The sequence below is a fragment of the Morganella sp. B601 genome (assembly GCF_051172335.1).
GTDB classification, from domain to species: domain Bacteria; phylum Pseudomonadota; class Gammaproteobacteria; order Enterobacterales; family Enterobacteriaceae; genus Morganella; species Morganella morganii.
Map to the genome: position 1 here is coordinate 356,092 of NZ_JBPIZE010000004.1, position 18,036 is coordinate 374,127.

Consider the following 18,036-nt stretch of genomic DNA (forward strand, 5'->3'; position numbering starts at 1 on the left):
TCTGTGCAGGCTTGTTGAAAATGTCATAATTAGCGTGCTGAGTATAATATAAGTTATCAACCACGATTCAATAAGAATGATGAGAAGGCATAAAAAAACCCGCGTAATACTCAGATTAACGCGGGTTTTCGGGTGTCTGTTACGGTGAACAGAACGATTATGAGTTTTGGGCTACCTTCTGTGCCGATGTGATCAGTGTTTTGTTACTGTCATACATCTGGCGGAGGTAACGGTTATAAGCATCTCCCTTCTGCGAATAACCTTCCAGCTGACTGATAAGTTCCGGTGTGCTCAGTGAGTCATCATCACCCAGACGCTGTTTTGCCCTTTCTGAACGCAGTGAATTATAAGCACGATGCGTATTCAGATTCTTCATGTAAGCAGTGACACTATCCTCAATAGTGCTGTACGCGTAGTAGCCCTGAACCTGTCCGGCTTTGGCACTACAGCCCCGTCCGCAACGCATACCAAAAAGGTTATTGTTGGACTGAGCCAGTTTTGATGTTCCCCAGCCTGACTCGGTTGCCGCCTGTGTGGCAACGAAGTGGGTGGGCAGGATATCGACACGGCTCAGGAGCGCGTTCCAGTTGGTGCGCTTAGGCGAGCTGCATGTCATATCATAGCTCCGGCAAAGCTTTCCGAGCTTTGCAATATCACTCTGTGACCAGTGTTTGGCATTCCGGCGTTCCAGTAACCAGGTGCGGTCATTCATGATTTCGCGATTCACTTTGTCAATCGCAGGGACAATGGCATTTAAAAACGCTTTCTTACGGGGTGTACCTGACGCGTATTTCTTCAAATCAGGCAGCGTTTTTTGCAGCTGCTTGTTTTGATGCGAATACGGCAAGCTTGTCGTGGTACTGGTTGAGGCAAAGCCCGAACCGGTAAAGAATAGTAAAATCAAGAAAGCGAAGACTGCATTTGTCCTCATCGAAAGAGAGGGCATTGCTTTTTCCTCGTTTTATTGTCTGAACAAAAATCGAACGAATACTAGCAAAATAGAAAAACCAAGGCCAGCCTTATTATCCATCGTTTAATATTAATCGGGTATGCTTTGGCAGGATAAAATTTTGTTTTCTGATTTTATGTATGTCTATTAGTAAGTTAAAACGGACATCAAACGGCTGCGGATTTTAGCAAAAATGGCGGAATTATCCGGAAAATTAATGTTTTTTACGCAGTGTCCTGCCCTGTTTTCACTTTTTTCTGCGGTTTTTACCGGCCATTTTTATCAGAATTTATGATTAGTAGTACTCGAAATTGAGGATTGCCGTGGTATTGATACGGCCTGCACTGAGCCGGGCGGCATCATAGACATAGTAATACGCCCAGAGATTAAAGCCGTTATTTACTTCAATAAATTTGTCCTTTCCCCATTCAAACAGATAGGAATCCGCACGCGGCTGCCGTCCCGGCGGGTTGATCACCAGTGCACTGTTGTCATTGGTATCCGCATAACGGCCGACGCGGATCCCCACCCCCTGTGCCGCGCCCTGTGAGGTATCAATGAGGGTTTTCATATCCCGCAGCCAGACCTGGTTGCTGGCCAGATAGGCTTTTACCGGACGGCTGGTGCGGCCGTTCAGGCGATCCCGGCAGGAGATATCCAGATGGAAACGTGTCATCCCGGCGGTTGTATTACGCAGCAGCTGTGCCCGGTCCACCTGCGGCAGTTCGACTAATAAATCCGCATTATCAAAGGTACAGGTGGTTTCACGGGGCTGATAAATGACATCCAGCGGCTGCAGGAACAGATCCTCATTATGCTCCGGCCAGTGTCCGGTCAGCAGATAAGTGAGGATATCCAGCCCGAGACGGACAAAGAACTGAAGGATGCCGACCCGAGTGGTGTCAGCGGCGATCACCGCGCCGTCAAAACGGTACTGGCTGCCGGGCACCGTCACATCACTGCGTGAGTTCTGCGGCATCACCCGTGCACTGAGGGTGAAACGTGCCTGAAGGCGGTCCGCCGGGTACGGATTCCTGCTGTAAGCGAATTTTTGGGTGCTGCCGGGCTGGAGATCGATTACCCGGAACTCGACCGGATAGCGGCCGTTCTGAAAACCGACCACAATGGAACGTTTTTGCAGGTAAGAGGCGTTGGAGACGCTGCTGCTGTAGCCGTTACAGCTGAATTCCCCGCTGTAGCGGGTATTAAAATAGAGGGTGGTCTCTGTCTGACGGTAAAAGGTTTCCGACAGATCAGCCGTCAGCGGCGGTGCCTGTTTGTTGCCGTCGTTGTAGCACTCCGCCTGCGCATAACCAGTGATCAGCATCAGCAGACCGGCAAAAAAATGGGTTTTTCTGAGCATCGGTGATGTCTCCTTTATTCTGCACAGGGCAGAGGCGCACTCTGCGGATCCGGCGTGAGTGTGATGCGGCAGTAGCCGCTGTCCGTATCTGTCAGGCGGACATTGATCTGTTCCGGCCGCGTTTCGCTTCTTATATAAAGGAGGCTGTTCTGCCCGACATAGCCGATGCTGTTATTGTTCCCGTCAGTGACTTCTGTACCGAACGGCAGCGGTCTGCCGTCCCGGCGCACGGCATGCAGATAAAATTCCTGCCGGGTATCCGTTCTGAAGTTCACGAGTGTCACCGCCCCGGCGTAAGGCACGATATCCTGCACATTGCCCAGCAGTTCCGCAGCATCTTCCGGTGCCTGTGAGGCATCCAGGATCAGCGCGTTTTTGCGGTAAGCGGACAGATACGGCACCAGCACCTGTCCCTGTGTGTTGGTGGTGACATTGCGGTCATTGTTCACGATAGCATTGGCGGTGCCCGGTACATTCACCACAGCAAAGGTTTCCCCCGGCTGATTTGCGGTGAGAATACCACCGGACCAGGCCACCACACTGCCGGTGGCTCCGGCTCCCAGCTGGCGGTAACGGCCGGATTCACTGTAAGAAGCGTTCAGTGTCGCCGGGGCCGCCCGGTAGGCAGCACTGGTGCTGAAGGTGGTACCGCCGGATTGCTGATGCGCGGCATTCACGTTATAACTCAGCGCGTTACTCTGCCCGGCGGTGCCGCTCAGGCCGATATTGCTGCTCTTATAGCGGCCTTCTTCCGTCATGCTGTTTGCGGTCAGATACACCTTGTGGCCGGACAGGGTCAGCGGAACGGAGAGTGTCAGGTTAATCCGTGTCTCTTCATTATTATTACTGCCGGCGGGATTGTTACTGTCTTTGCTGTAACGGGTCCGGCCTGCGCTGAGGGTATAATTAATATCCTGCCAGTTATTGGCATAACCCAGCTGATATTCACGGGTGTTGCCCTGACCGCCCCAGTAATCACGCAGTGTACCGGCGAGATAAACCGAGCCGTAATCCGCACCGATCCGCTGGTTGATATTGATATTAAAGGTACTGCGCTGGCGGTAACTCTGTGACTGCGGGGAGAGATCGCCTGTAATGTCCTGCCGGTTAAGCAGTTCCTGATACTGTACCGCATCTGTCAGGCTGAAATAGCCGCTGGTGGAATAACGGTAAGCCGCCAGCGAAAAATTGGTATTGGTCTGATGAATAAAACGGCTGTAAGCCACTTTGTAGCTCTCACCCCGGTAACGCGGCATGTCCTGCCCGAAGCGGGCATCGGAGTGCGTGATATCCACGGATAACGCGCCGACCGGCAGGTTAAATCCACTGCCGAGCAGAAACGCCTGATAATTTTCCGCCGCAATCACACCGCCGTAGCCGGTCAGCGTGTTATTAATGCCGTACTGGAGATTAAGCTGTACAAAATCCGGGTGGTAAGCGGTATCCGTCAGACGGACTTCACCGGCATTCAGCTCATATTTAAAGAGTCCTTCCTTTAACATATTCGGTACGGCAGAGAAGGGCACCATAAAGTGGTTAATTTGCCCGTCTGCTTCATTCACTTCCACCTGTAAATCTCCGCCGGAGCCGGTCGGCAGCAGGGAATCGACCACAAACGGGCCGGGCGGCACGCTCTGCTGCCAGATAAGCTGTGAATCCTGATAGATTCTGACCAGTGCGTTGGTCTGTGCCACGCCGCGCACGACCGGGGAAAAGCCCTGCCAGGCATCGGGATACATACGCATATCCGTTTTCAGGGTCGCGCCCCGGAAACGGACAGAATCGAACAGCTCGTTGGAGGTGTAACTGTCGCCGGCACGGAAATCAGATTTGATTGCCGGAAAACCACGCTGCAGGTAACGGGTGTTGTTATTCCATTGTGTGCTCTGTCCGCTGCTGTAAGTCACTGAGGATTGATCCCGCAACTGCCAGCCAGCCAGATTCAGACCACTGCTCAGGGTCAGATAAGCATTGTCGTTATCACTGCCGTCACGTTTATTGGTGGCGTGATAATAGTTAGCGTTATAACTGACCATCGCGGCATTAATGCCCTGATCCCACCGCGACGGGTCGACATATCCTTTAAGTACGGTATTCAGCATTGCCTGCGGCACATTCAGTGCCAGCTGAAACTGTCCGGTGTTCAGGGTATAACTCTCCGGCGGCACCAGACTGCTCAGCACGATATAACCGTCTTCATCTGCCTGTGGCGGCGGTGTACTGTCACGCAGTCCCAGTTTCGGCACATCATCCTGCGGGATCAGAATCGTGTGTCCGCTCTGTTGCAGACGCAGCGGAAATCGTCCCTTCCATTCCCCGTTCACACTGATTTCAACGGTGTATTCGCCGTCGGGCAGGATATCGTCGCGATCAAAGCGGGATAAATCCGCTTTGGCGGAATCGCCGTAAAGGAAGTTGGTATTAAACCCGGCCCCGGCTGCCGGTGTGCTGAGCAGCACCGGCAACAGTGAAACAAGGGCGGAAAAACGGCGGACAGGGCGCGGCATCAGGCGGCTGTTCAGTTCAGTGACAGCGGGTAGGTATTGATGGCACCGAAATCGTCGATCAGTGTCAGCGAATAGTGATTTCCGGCCGGTAATCCGGCTGCGGCTGGCAGCGTAAACTGAGAGTAAGGTGCAATCATCGTGCCTTCTTCCGCCAGATCACGGCTGTTCGCCGTCTCTTTCAGGCCGAGAATATTAATATGATACGGAGAATCATTTTTCAGAATATAGTGCTGACCGTCACGGGTGAATGTCAGACGGGTGTGGGCTTTATCCGCGCTCAGCGTCAGGCCGGAAGGGCGGTAAAACAGTTTGATGCGGGAGCGGATAGCAATCTGCATCATGTTTTTATCGGCACTGTTTTCCGGCAGCGGCGGAATATCCAGTAAATTCAGATAAAACAGGGACTCTCTGTCAGCCGGAAGCTGTACCGGGGTCATTTTCACCCGCAGTTGCTGACCATTTTTACCGTCGATTTTCACCACCGGCGGTGTCAGGATAAACGGGACATTCGCCGTTTCCGGCGTGGAATCGGGGTTGCCGTCATCAATCCATGCCTGGACTAATGCCTGCTGTGTTCCGGTGTTAAATAATTGTACCGGAACCTCTTTACTTCCCTGCGGATAAATAACACGGGTGGAATTAATAATAACATTTGCCGGACTGACAAATGTCACTGTTAATAACAACAATGTTAAGATGATTTTTTTCATGATGTGTATTTTCAAAAATCAGGCCCCTGAATTAAAGAGGCCTGAAAATATCAGAAGTAAGACAGGTTATATGTCAGCATGGTGCTGATTTTACCCGGCTGAGCCGGCTCACTGCCAACTTTGTAATATTTTGCATAAAACTGCATAACACCATTATCAGCAATGATTTTTGTATCATATGGTGTGTTTAAATTAATAACTTCATCACTTTTCTGTGATGTTAACGCAATCCCGACATTTTTATGATTACCTTTCTCATCCGTTTCCTGGTTGATCAGGTAATTACCGTTATTGGCAATCAGATTGGTGGAGGCAAAATTAATATGCAGTGATTTTTTATCTTTATCACTGGCGTTACAGTCTGATAACTCGAGAGAAAATGCTTTCTTTCCTTCCTCGATTGCACCGGAACGTGTGATCTGATTGACAGTAATCGGATCTAATAATACCGACATGTTCGCATTACCGTTATTAATGGTGCAGGTGGCATCAGTAATAAAACCGGTGAAATTGATTGAACCACCGGATGCGGTAGTTGCCGCAGACGCAGAGTTAGCAATAAAAATAAGGGAAAGAGACGCTGCAAGAGCGAATTTTTTATTCATTATCCTCTCCGGGATGGAATATATAATAAATACGGAAACGAAATTAATTACGCTTTCCGTAAATTTATTTTTAGTCATAGTGATTTTTAGCCGATTCTGAAAAAACAAATCAGCAAGGTTTATTTAGTTAGTAGCATCAATAAGAAATAATTTCCCCGGTAATTTTTTATTACCGTTAATGGGAAAGAAGATTCTTATACATCAGAATGGAAAGCATAACTAAAACGAAACAGAGTATATAACCATGAAATGATTAATTGAAGTATTTTTCTGATTTACGAATTAAAAGGTGAGTTTTATCTGTAATATCCGGATACAGATAGTTACTTATGGTTTTATATACTGCGTTTTTATGTTATTGCGATGTTATGCATTGATTGTTGTTAATATTTTTAAATATTCATTTAATATATGTTAAAAAATAAAGTATTTAATATTATCTTTTCTTTATGATTATTGATTGTAATAATTAAGAATAATTATCATTAGCGATATTAACAACGCAAAATCAAGCACTCAGAATGCTCCCGGTAATGATTATCGGCACATTCACAGGGAACTTTAATTATTTTCAACTTTATTTTAAGTGCAGCAGGATAACTATCGGAATCGACTGATAACGAATGTAATTATTTATATGGCGATTATTTCAGGCGGGAAAAAACAGCGGGCAGCATTGCGGCTGCCCGAACAGGATCAGTTTTTGTTCTGTTTATGGAAAGCCAGACGTTCTTCAAAATAGGCTTTCAGGTGAGATGCCAGCCCGTGGATTTTGTCATCCAGCTGACGAACCAGAAATTCATCGCTGTTCATATCATCAACCCGCTGCATCGCGAGGTCATCAACATATACTTTTTCTTCCGGGGTCAGTTGTGCCATTGTCTGTCTCTCTGAATATAGTGGGAATATGGTATGTTATCACGATTTTAACGGATAACACGCAGGTGTCACGATGGATGAAAAACAACTTTATCATTATGCCATATGGCTGCTGGGACGGCGGGAATATGCCGGAGCGGAACTGGCCCGCAAACTGAAACGGAAAATTGCTGAAAAGCAGGAAACCTCCCCGACGGAAGCGCATGTTCTGCCGCGGGTGATGGCGCGGCTGACAGACTCTCAGTATCTGGATGATACCCGCAGTATCGTACTGTTTTTTCAGGCCGGTGTAAGAAAACTGCACGGACCGGTGCGGATCCGTCAGGAATTACGCCGGAAAGGGTTTGACGGTGAACTGATTGATGCGGTTTTTTCCGCGCAGGGGACCGACTGGTTTGAGCAGGCCCGTGAGGCAAAAATGAAGAAATTCGGGGAGAGTTTACCGGCTGACTATAAAGAGAAGCAAAAACAGATGCGTTACCTGATGTACCGCGGTTTCACATCTGATCAGATTTATGAACTGTACTGACGTGCAGGCATTATTTATTTTTATTCAGTGCCTGTTGTATGGCGTCATGATAACGGTGATACAGAAAATCCGTATTGAGCCCCGCCTGCTGCATCTGTAATGTCAGCAACCGTAACCGCTTGTTTGTCTGCTCATATTCTGTGCTGTCCGGCGGCAGAGCGGACAATAATTCCGCCAGTGAAACCGCCTCCTGCCGGGCCAGTAATGCCGGGGGAAGATATCCTGCATTTTTCAGCAACCGGTAGCCCACCCTCAGTTCAGGGGGAACATGGCTGTCATCATCCAGTGTGAGCGGCTTACCTTCTCCTGCCAGTCCCTGTAATTCTCCGCTTTCAAGCGCCGCCTGAATATGGCGCTCAGCCAGTGTGTCAAAAATCGTCATGCTGCGTCCGCTTCCCCCCGTCACCTGTTGTCACTTTCTTATTATAACAGAGCCTGATTTTGCCGTATAAATAACCTGCTTTACTCATAAATGCACTATTTACCGCTGCATAATAACTGAATCAAATTCAGGTCTGTAATGCATGAAAATGCATTTTCTGGTGAAGGGGAATTTGTTTGGTGTGCGATCTGAGTAATACCTGCTGTTTGTATCGTTATACGCACTGAATGCGTATTTTATCGTGGAGAAGTGCTCTTCTGCGTTTCTCCTGCATTGCTATTTTTCACTGCTATTTTTGGTTATATAGCGAAAGCAGTGTGTTTAACCGGCTTAAATAAGGCAATGCTCTTACTTTAAACACCTCAAATAAGTAATTTAGCTTAATGATAACGGAGGTGCTTTCCCGCTGTCAGTGTTTTTTGTTATTTTTTTTGTTTATTTTATGTTTATTAATTGATTTGAAATTTACTGTGATTTGTATCACGAAAGCTGCTTGTGAGTTAAAGTTTGTACGCGTTTAATACGTAAAATGAGCTATTTGTGCTTTTTATAAAAAATAATCCAAAAAAAGCTAAAGTTTTTTAAATTCATATTTTGTGAATAAAAATTCACGTAATAATGTAACGGAAGTATGCATTACGTTATGTTTGGAAACAAATTGAATGAATTTTACATTGTAAAATGATTAGTCAATAAATCTAATAATATATCTACTTATAAAGTAAATATTCAATTATTTTAGTTATTAAAATATTAAATGTCATTGAGTGGCTGTATTCGGGTGAAGGAAATCAAAAAAATAATCAGTACTACCTATAAGTAATTACGCATCAAATTTGTAATTTTGTGGTTATTTATCTTTTTATGATCATTTTGTAGTGAATTTAGCTTAGGATGATTCCTAAAACCGCTATAGACATTCGAAATCCCCTCTCTATAATACGCCGCCGATTCAACCATAAGTAAAATTTTCTGAGTCCGGATACAGGGCAATTCAGGTGAACGTTAAATAAATTAATTAAATAACCCAATTACGCTGATAACCGTCAGCCGCTCAGGTGACGGCACATTTTTTTCTGTGATGCATTAAATGCGTCAGGGTTTTCTGCACCTGGAATTTCCTTATTCACGTCCTTCAATTTTGAGAAAAATAAACAATGAATAAAATATTCAAAGTCGTAAAAAATCAACGGACAGGGAATTCTGTTGTCGCATCTGAATTCGCAAAGGGTGCAAAGAAAGGAAAAAAATTTGCGCTGTTATCACTGGCAATGCTGATGGGCAGCGGGCTGAGCGTGTCTGCGCTGGCAGCTGATCCTGCGGGTCAGTGGTTAGAAACTGAGTATCTCCCTGCACAATATGACAGCACAACTAAAACGTGGGTAAATAATTCAAACGAAAAAGAACAATCCCGGGTTATTAATGACGGCAGCGTTAAAGATCTTAATTTAAATAACGAAAAGACGAAATTCACCAATAATCTTGATTATCATGAAACCTGGTTTTCATTACAGGAATTATGGGCGAAAAATACTGATGCAAATAAGGTTATTTCGATTACCGAATACCGTGATGGTGTGGCGCTTCCGGGGGATGCATCCCTGAATGCGATTGAAGACTGGCAGATTCCGGATAACCCGTCTGCGATGGAAGAAATTACCTGGAAGAAGGAAGACGGGGAAACTGCCGTCATGCAGGCCTATGACACCGATGCATTCAAAAAAACCATCGATCCGGAGTTGGGTGTCTATCTGCTGGAAAAACAGCCGGAATTATCCCCGTTCTATCATCTGACACTGGCAGAGGTTAAAGACGGTACGCTGAATATGACAGCGGCTGATAATGTTGACTGGGATATCAATTTTATCAAAGACAGTTCACTGTTTGTGGCTGCCGCAGACAGCGGGAAATCCGCAACTATTGATACCACCAGTAAACTGCATGTCACATTCGGTGAAGCTTACGGCATGCATTTATCCTCCGGAAAATACACATACACCTTCCAGCCGCAGAATGAACTGGTTGAAAGTGTCACTATCCCGAAAGAGCTGAACGGGTTCACATCGAAAGGAAAAACGTATGTTCTTGGTGACAGTTTTGCTATAGGTGACGCACAGGGACTGGCTGCCTATAACGCGTTACTGATTGACGCAGTAACACATAACGTATTACCCGGGGCGGAATACAAGGCGCTGATTGAAGCGACGGTTGTCCCGCGTCCGCAGGATAAAGATTATTTTGATGTCAATATCGACCTGAAAGGTCTGGAAGATAAAGATATTCGTCTGAATGACGCTATTACCGCTGATATCGGCAGACGCTCCATTTTTGAGGCTGCCGGTGAAGGCAGTGTGCTGAATATTAAAGACGGTGCGGATATCCGTGGCGAAACATCAGCGAATTCAGGTCGTTATCGTGCTTATCATATTTTTGCGCATGACGGCGCAAAAGTATTCCATGACGCCACAACTTCTGTACCGAATTACAAAGGGCAGAATGCGTTAATCGATAACGCAGAATTTACTAACACCGGCACGTTACTGCTGGGCGACGGTAAAACCCGTATCTACGGTGATCAGGTCACCGGTGAAAATGCACACTATACCAACTCCGGCACCATTGCTGTTGAAGCCTTTAACCTCGTCAATAATGATCCGACAGATAAAGATGTGATTGCCAACACCGGTGTGACTGCATCCGGCGGTTCACTGGTCACCAACGAAAAGGGCGGCAAACTGCTGCTGGGGCAGAAAGGGATCGGTAAAAATGAAGGAACCGTGACCGGTGTACAGGTCAAGGGCGCTTCATTTGTCAATAACGGCGATATTCTGATGGGGAAAGACAATGTCAGCCTGTCAGGCGGCCGTGAAGACGATACCTGGGATATGCGGATTATGTCGAATGCGGTGGCCGCACTGCTGGATGAAACCGCCAAAGCCGGTAAAAAATATGCGATTGAAAACAACGGAAAAATCGATATTAACAAAGGTGTCAGTAATGCCGTCGGCATTAACGTGGCATCAACACCGAACCGTAATGCTGATTCACAGCTGACTGTCGTTAACAACGGTGAAATTGACGTGGCGGGTACCAATACTGTTGGTATGCGGGTGTCAGGCACGAACCGTGATAAGGATGTTATTGAAAACAACGGCACGATTAATGTCTCCGGTGCCGGATCTATCGGCCTGCTGGCGCTGGGCGACAGCACGATTACTCACCACGGACAGGTGATTGCCACCAACAACGGAACCACCACCGGCGGCATCAAACCGGCGCGCACCACCGGGGTACGCGCGGATGATGCGAAAGTGATTATCGACGGCGGAACCGTTGAGCTGAAAGGCAATAACACTGTCGGGGTCTTTGCCCGTGTGGGCGGTGAAATCGACCTTAACAGCGGCCATGTTATTTTTGATAAAAACTCTGTCAATCAGACCGGTTACTGGATCGCCGGACGTAAAGGGGCAGATGAAACCTTCAGCTCGCGGATCAATTTCGGGGCAAGTGATGTGGCTCTGATACTGGATAATAACGATTCCACGTTATTTCGTGTTGACCAGAAAGCGCAGTTCCTGGGTGACAGCAGCAAAGGCACAACTTACACCTTTGATATCAACGGCGAAAAAAGCCGTGGTTTCTATATTGCGGATAACGGTACCGAAGTACAAACCGGCAATATGCAACTGAATGTCAACGGGAAAGACGCGACCGGGCTGTATCTGGCCAATGGTGCCGGGGCAGACGGTAAGGTTGTGCTGAATAAAGAGACCACCATCAGTGTTACCGGCGAAGGCGGAACCATCGCGGTGATTGATGGTAATTATTACGATATTAACAGTAATGCGATCAAAAAAGGATCGGCTAAAACCACACTGACCTCAAAAGCGCACCTGAAATCAGGTGAAACGGGTGGCAATATCGCGAAAAATGCTATCGGCTATAAGCTGATCAACGGTGGTGTGCTCAATCACGACGGTAATATTGATTTCAGTAAAGCGGAAAACGCCACCGGGATCCGTGTGGAAACCGGGACGGTCAATAACACCACCGGTATTACCGTGAATGGTGTGGGGGTCGATATTTACGGCAAAAATTCCGTGGTGAATAACACTGCCGGTAATATCACCGCCAATAATGGTACCGCCGCGATCCGTCTGAATAAAGACGCCTCAATGACTATCGGCGGCAGCGGTAAGATCCTCGGTGAAAATTCGGCGGATGCGGTACGGGCACATTCCGGCTCAAACGTGAAACTGGATAAAGCCAATATTGAAGTCACCGGCAGCGGCAGTGGTCTGCATCTGCTGAATACCGATGATGACAGCGGCGCGTTTAAACTGTCCGGCACCGGCACCATCAATGTCAGCGGTGAGAATGCCTCCGGTCTGAAGCTGGAAGCGGATAACGGTAAAGGCGGGGGAACGATGGCGAAAAGTAAGCTCGACACCTCCGGCGCCAACGGCACCACTATCAATGTGAAAGATAAGGGCGGCAACGGTATTGTGACCAATACTTCCGGTGATGTTATCAGCGGAATGAATGTGAATATCGAATCAGCGGAAGGGGAATCCGCACTGGTGGTGCTTGGTGAGACCAAAAGCATCACACAGAGCGGCATACTGACATCAGCATCTGACCACAGCGTGGTGGATCTGACTGCGCTGAAAAATGCGTTCAGCTTCACCAACAGCGGCAAAATTACTGCGGCGGATATAAAAAACGGCATCGCGGTTGATGCGGGTCAGAACAGCAATATCAGCTTCGGCAACAGCGGGACTATCAGCGGAAAATCCATACTGGGCAACGGTACCAACAGGATTGATCTGAGCGGTACAACCAGTGAGCTGATCACCGGTCACGGCGACAATACCGCGATGCTGCACGGCAGCGCGAAAACCGGAACATTGTCGGCCGGTAACGGTAATAACACGATTGAAATGAAGGATACGGCTCAGACTGACACACTGATGACGGGTCACGGGAATAATACCATCACTCTGAACGGTGGTACGCAACTGAAAAATGGTATGACCGGTAATGGCCGCAACAATGTGATTCTGCAAAATGTCTCTGCCGTACAGAGCAGTGCGCTGTTCGGTAATCTGACAGCAGGCGGCGGCGGGCAGGATACGCTGACACTGAAAGGCAAAACAAGCCACTATGTATTACAGGACAGCAGCAAAATCAGCGGCTTTGAAAAACTGAATATTGAGGAAGGCCGTTTTGAACTGCGCAATACCGATATCACGCTGAATGAACTGACGGCAGATGACGGTGTCACCGTAAAACAGGGTGGTGAGCTGTTTATCAATCAGAATAAAGCCCATACCTTTGCCCATCAGTTGCAGGGGGATGGTCTGGTCACCACCTCAACAGCGGGTCAGGCGTTTGATTTTAATAATAAGAGCGCGGCTTTTGCGGGGGATAACTTCACCGGCACGCTGCGTGTGACAAACGGCACATTTGATATCGCCGGTGACAACACCCGCGCACTGCAGAAATCCCGTCTGGATATCGGTGATAAATCTGTTGCAACAGTCCGAGCAGGCGTCGGCACACAGTCATTTGATCGTCTGGCAATGAGCGGCGGGACACTGGCCTTTAACGACAATATCACCGGCAGCAGCAAGGCGGATGGTCATATCAGCGTGAACTCTCTGGAGCTGGACAACGCGAAAGGTACTGTTCAGGTGAAAGCGGACGGTTTTGATAATCTGCCAACGCCGTCAGCGGATAACAAAGTGCCGCTGCTGGAGCAGGATGAAGGGGATTCTGTGGTGCAGCTGGTCAATGCCGGTAAAGCCTCGGATTACACCGGCGGGCTGAATCTGCAGCTGACGGATAAAGACGGTAATGTGATCCCGTCAAATACGAAGACAGAACAGGATCTGCGCCAGGACGGCAAAGTGGTGGCGAAAGGCACCTATGATTACGGCTTACAGACCAGTGCAAACGCCGGCGGTAAAGCAGACGGCCTGTATGTGGCTTATCAGCTGACTGAAGTGGATCTGCAGGGTAAAGGCAGTGATGCACTGGTGCTGGCAGCACAGTCCGGAAAAGCCGGATCGGCGGCTAACCTCGGGGCGAAAATCACCGGACAGGGCGACCTGGCAATTGATACTGCAAGTGAATACGTCACGCTGTCTAATAACAGCAATGATTACACCGGCAGCACGTTTGTCCGTCACGGCAAATTACGGGCAGAAGCGGATAATGTGTTAGGGAATACGCAGTTACTGGATCTGGCGTCCGGTACTGCGGTTGAACTGACCAGCACCGCCGGTGCCGGTACAGAGCAGACCGCCGGGAAACTCACGTCTGCGGCAAACAGCCTGGTGGCGCTGGGTAACGGCAAACTGACGGTGAAAAACGGCGGTGAGGTAAACGGTTCTCTGAGCGGTACTCAGGCGGGTCAGCTGGTGGTGAATAATGACACACTGACTGTCACCGGGGCGAACAGCGGGATGCATTCCGCAGTGACTATCGATCAGCCTGCACAGGTCACTATCCGTAATATCGCGGGTCTGGGCGACAGCCTGGTCGCCGTGGCGGGTACCCTGCGCACGGAAGGCGCACAGGGTCTGCTGCGTAATCAGCTGACCGGCAGCGGCACCACCGAAATCGCACAGAAATCGGATGCTCAGCTGACAGCGGATAACAGCGGGTTCAGCGGACGTTTCACCACGGATGCAGACAGTACACTGCGTGCCTCACAGGCAGAGCATATCGGCAGCGCGGCCATTGAAAACGCCGGTACACTGGTGCTGACGTACAATGACGGTAAACAGCCGTGGGATCTGACCAACAGTGTCACCGGGACAGGGACACTGGTGAAGCAGGGCGCGGGTCGTATCACGCTGACAGATAAATCGGCGCAGTACACCGGTGCAACGGAGATTCAGAACGGCACATTACAGGCGGGGAGCTATGATTCCGCGCTGGTGATGAACAGCCGTCAGGTGAATATCGGCACTCAGGGAACATTTGCCGGACAGGGCACACTGAAAGGCAGCGTGAATAACGCCGGTCAGTTCTATGTCGGTGAATTGGATAAGAAAGATCTGGGACAGGCAACGGATTACCGCGTTGACGGCAACTTTGTCAACAACGGCGGCAGCATCTGGCTTGCGAGTCAGAAAGAGACTGAAAGCCGTCTGAATGTCGGCGGGGATTTCACTGCGAACGGCGGTTCAATCACACTGAATACTGTGCTGAACAGAGGTCACGAAGACACAATGACTGACCAGCTGGTGGTTGACGGTAATGTGTACACCGGGAAAAACGGCGCGACCACACTGAATATTAATAATGTTGGTGGCGAAGGTGCAGATACCCTGAAACAGCCGGATGCGATTAAAGTGGTTCATGTCGGCGGAAAATCCGATAAAAATGCCTTTAAACTGGGCGGACCGGTTGCTATCGGGGTATACGAATATCTGTTACACAAAGGGTATAAAGATGACAGCTGGTATCTCGACTCTTTCGATACCAATGTCTATCCGCCGGATGAAAACAAGGAAGATCCGAACCGTAACGTGAACCCGGAAATCGGCGGACACATGGCTAACCGCATGGCGGCACTGGGCATGTTCTCCATGACCCTGCATGATCGTCTGGGCGAGCCGCATTATGCCGACAGCTTTAAAGGGGATGAAAACGCCTCTTCTGTCTGGCTGCGTATCACCGGGGATCGTCAGCGTCAGGATGCGGTCAGCCGTTCACTGCGTCTGAAAGGGGATACCTACACCACCCAACTGGGCGGCGATATTATCAACTGGAACAATGATGCACAGGACACCACGATCCGCGGCGGTATCATGGGCGCAATCGGTAAGTCTGATTACACCAGCAGTGCCAAACGGACCGGTACAAAAGCCGATGCAAAAATTGATCGTGCTTACAGCGTCGGTTTATACGGCACCTGGTATCAGAACCGCGAAGATGAAAACAATGCTTATGCGGATGTCTGGGCACAGTATTCCTGGTTTGATAATAAAGTCTCCATGGCCGGCAGCTCATCGGATTATAAGAGCCGCTTAGTCAGTGCTTCTGCTGAAACCGGCTACAGCATGGCGGTGTACAAACCGGATGCGGATAAACAGTGGCTGTTAACACCGCAGGCACAGGTTATCTTTAATTCGTATGATTCCGATGACAGCAGCAGCGGCACCGGTCTGGTGATGAAAGGCGGGCGCAGTAACAGTGTGGATACCCGTCTGGGTGCCCGTCTGACCTACGCAAACCAGAAACAGTCAGATAAATCCGCGCAGCCGTTTGTTGAGGTGAACTGGCTGCACAGTACAGCGAAGAATGATATGACCTTTAATAAACACTACACCTTCAGTGATGATCGTCCGGCGAACCGGTTTGAAATCAAGGCCGGTGTGGAAGGGCAGATTTCACCAAACTGGACAGTCTGGGGTAACGTTTCTCATCAGATGGGCGCGGATGATTACTCCGGTGACCGTGCGATGATCGGTGTGAAATACCAGTGGAAATAAGCTGAACCGCTGAGATAAAAATCCCCCTGTGTTGCCACAGGGGGATTTTTTTTATCAATCAATAACGTTCCTGATGTCAGCGCCGCGGTGCGAAAGGGTAACGAACAGTGTGAAATCAGTTTGCAGAAGCAGGTTCTAATTTGATTTTTGTTTCTTTCTCTTCTGACAGTGCCTGCTGACGGTTACGTTCCAGTTCCAGCGCACCGAAGTGAGACAGAATACAGAAGATGATGCAGCAGACGATACCGCCTAACAGCAGATAGAAACCGCCGTGCCAGCCCATACGGTCAACAATGAAACCGAACAGGGTGGTCCCCAGGGTTGCACCCAGGATGTAGCTCATGAAACCGCGTAAACCTACCGCAGAACCGACCGCGAAGCTCGGGACGATTTCCATGGTCTGCACGGATGCCAGGAACTGAGGCACATAAATCAGGCAACCGACAACTGCAGCGAAGAAGGTGACGACGGCCAGGGACTGGCTCTGCCAGTAGCCGATCAGGCAGAAGAAAATCAGGGTCATACAGACGATCGCCAGCGGCATTCTGCGGCCTTTGAACAGTTTGTCTGTCAGCCAGCCTGCCAGCAGGGTGGACGGAATCGCCGCCCATTCGAAGAACAGGAAGGCCACACTCATCTGATCTTTGCTGAAGTTTTTCTCGGTCAGCAGGTAAATCGGCAGCCAGCTGATGATCCCGAAACGCACCATGTACACGAACACGTCAACAAAAGAGACATACCAGGCGTTTTTGTTTTTCAGCACATAGGTGCAGAAAATCTGAAATGCAGACATATTTTCCGGAGACTGCTCTTTCTGCGCGTCAGATAACACCACTTTTTCTTCCGGCATCATTTCTGCCAGTGCCGGTAAGCCTTCCTGTTCCGGAGAACCTTTACCCAGCAGCAGGACGATCACAGCGAAGACCACGGCGATAACCGCCGGAACCGCGTAGCTTGCCGCCTGCCAGTGCTCGGTACCGAGAACCGCGAAAGCCGCACCCACGATTGGTGCAACGATACCGCCGCCGACGTTGTGGGAGATATTCCAGAAAGCCCCGATACGGCCGCGTTCACGGCGCGGGAACCATTTGGCGATAGTAATAAAAGAAGGACCGACGCCCATGCCCTGGAACAGACCGTTGAGGGCAACGAAACCGACGAACAGCCAGAACGCGCTGCTGAAGCCCATACCGAGGTTAACAACGGCACAGAGGATCAGACCAAAGGCCATAAAGGCTTTCGGGCTGGCTTTATCCGCCAGGCTGCTCATAATCCCTTTACTGATCCCGTAAGTGATCAGCATGCAGCTGGTTAACATACCGATCTGCGTTGTGGTCAGATCGAGGTTTTCTTTCAGATACGGTGTGGAAAGCGTAAAGTTATTGCGGACAATATAATACGCTAAGTAACCGAGGAACACGCTGAGCAATGCCTGAACACGATAGCGTTTGTAAGTGGCGGGCACTTTTCCGGGTGCTACTTTATTTTTTGCCATAGCCGGCTTTAAAAATGACAGCATAATTTCACCTGCAGAAATGTATTTTAAAATAGGATTACTGTGTGTATGGTCGTTTTTTTTCTGACAGGGTTATCATGTTCCGGCTGGAT

Annotated in this window: 10 protein-coding genes; 2 read left to right on the plus strand and 8 right to left on the minus strand. The window is 49.0% G+C overall.

The annotated features are described in order from the left end of the window. Positions 1 to 157 precede the first annotated feature (157 nt). The 6 genes from ACSBQN_RS13255 to ACSBQN_RS13280 form a co-directional block, all read right to left on the minus strand. Entirely contained in the window at positions 158 to 946 is a 789-nt protein-coding gene (locus ACSBQN_RS13255; protein ID WP_024474400.1) for a protein bax, read from the minus strand. Positions 947 to 1,244: 298 nt separating this feature from the next. Continuing rightward, on the minus strand, positions 1,245 to 2,312 hold the full coding sequence (locus ACSBQN_RS13260; RefSeq protein WP_024474401.1) for a fimbrial protein: 1,068 nt from the start codon (positions 2,310 to 2,312) through the stop codon (positions 1,245 to 1,247). A gap of 14 nt (positions 2,313 to 2,326) precedes the next feature. Beyond that, positions 2,327 to 4,819 (minus strand): fimbria/pilus outer membrane usher protein, encoded by a 2,493-nt coding sequence (locus ACSBQN_RS13265; RefSeq protein WP_354633111.1) that lies wholly within the window; start codon positions 4,817 to 4,819, stop codon positions 2,327 to 2,329. A gap of 11 nt (positions 4,820 to 4,830) precedes the next feature. Beyond that, positions 4,831 to 5,544, minus strand: coding sequence for a fimbrial biogenesis chaperone (locus ACSBQN_RS13270; protein WP_004241253.1), 714 nt, complete (start codon positions 5,542 to 5,544; stop codon positions 4,831 to 4,833). A gap of 35 nt (positions 5,545 to 5,579) precedes the next feature. Further along, positions 5,580 to 6,134: a fimbrial protein gene (locus tag ACSBQN_RS13275; protein WP_024474404.1), complete on the minus strand. Its 555-nt coding sequence runs from the start codon at positions 6,132 to 6,134 to the stop codon at positions 5,580 to 5,582. Between the two features lie 696 nt (positions 6,135 to 6,830). Beyond that, positions 6,831 to 7,013 (minus strand): hypothetical protein, encoded by a 183-nt coding sequence (locus ACSBQN_RS13280; protein ID WP_024474405.1) that lies wholly within the window; start codon positions 7,011 to 7,013, stop codon positions 6,831 to 6,833. Between the two features lie 73 nt (positions 7,014 to 7,086). Between ACSBQN_RS13280 and ACSBQN_RS13285 the strand changes: the two genes are divergently transcribed. After that, on the plus strand, positions 7,087 to 7,542 hold the full coding sequence (locus ACSBQN_RS13285) for a regulatory protein RecX (RefSeq protein ID WP_024474406.1): 456 nt from the start codon (positions 7,087 to 7,089) through the stop codon (positions 7,540 to 7,542). Positions 7,543 to 7,552: 10 nt separating this feature from the next. Here ACSBQN_RS13285 and ACSBQN_RS13290 read toward each other — a convergent pair whose 3' ends face one another. After that, a complete protein-coding gene (locus tag ACSBQN_RS13290; protein ID WP_024474407.1) occupies positions 7,553 to 7,924 on the minus strand; it encodes a DnaJ family domain-containing protein in 372 nt (123 codons plus the stop codon). A gap of 1,157 nt (positions 7,925 to 9,081) precedes the next feature. Here ACSBQN_RS13290 and ACSBQN_RS13295 point away from each other — a divergent pair. Then, the gene (locus ACSBQN_RS13295; RefSeq protein ID WP_337137121.1) at positions 9,082 to 16,428 is read left to right on the plus strand and encodes an autotransporter outer membrane beta-barrel domain-containing protein; all 7,347 of its coding nucleotides are present in this window, start codon (positions 9,082 to 9,084) and stop codon (positions 16,426 to 16,428) included. 115 nt (positions 16,429 to 16,543) lie between these two features. Here the strand turns inward: ACSBQN_RS13295 and pgtP are convergent, their stop codons facing one another. Further along, the gene (pgtP, locus tag ACSBQN_RS13300) at positions 16,544 to 17,947 is read right to left on the minus strand and encodes a phosphoglycerate transporter PgtP (protein ID WP_015423009.1); all 1,404 of its coding nucleotides are present in this window, start codon (positions 17,945 to 17,947) and stop codon (positions 16,544 to 16,546) included. Between the last annotated feature and the right edge of the window lie 89 nt (positions 17,948 to 18,036).

Bases quoted from the DNA above. Each gene is read 5' to 3' on its own strand.
- ACSBQN_RS13255 (WP_024474400.1), bottom strand. From the start codon at position 946: ATGCCCTCTCTTTCGATGAGGACAAATGCAGTCTTCGCTTTCTTGATT.
- ACSBQN_RS13260 (WP_024474401.1), bottom strand. From the start codon at position 2,312: ATGCTCAGAAAAACCCATTTTTTTGCCGGTCTGCTGATGCTGATCACT.
- ACSBQN_RS13265 (WP_354633111.1), bottom strand. From the start codon at position 4,819: ATGCCGCGCCCTGTCCGCCGTTTTTCCGCCCTTGTTTCACTGTTGCCG.
- ACSBQN_RS13275 (WP_024474404.1), bottom strand. From the start codon at position 6,134: ATGAATAAAAAATTCGCTCTTGCAGCGTCTCTTTCCCTTATTTTTATT.
- ACSBQN_RS13280 (WP_024474405.1), bottom strand. From the start codon at position 7,013: ATGGCACAACTGACCCCGGAAGAAAAAGTATATGTTGATGACCTCGCG.
- ACSBQN_RS13285 (WP_024474406.1), top strand. From the start codon at position 7,087: ATGGATGAAAAACAACTTTATCATTATGCCATATGGCTGCTGGGACGG.
- ACSBQN_RS13290 (WP_024474407.1), bottom strand. From the start codon at position 7,924: ATGACGATTTTTGACACACTGGCTGAGCGCCATATTCAGGCGGCGCTT.
- ACSBQN_RS13295 (WP_337137121.1), top strand. From the start codon at position 9,082: ATGAATAAAATATTCAAAGTCGTAAAAAATCAACGGACAGGGAATTCT.
- pgtP (WP_015423009.1), bottom strand. From the start codon at position 17,947: ATGCTGTCATTTTTAAAGCCGGCTATGGCAAAAAATAAAGTAGCACCC.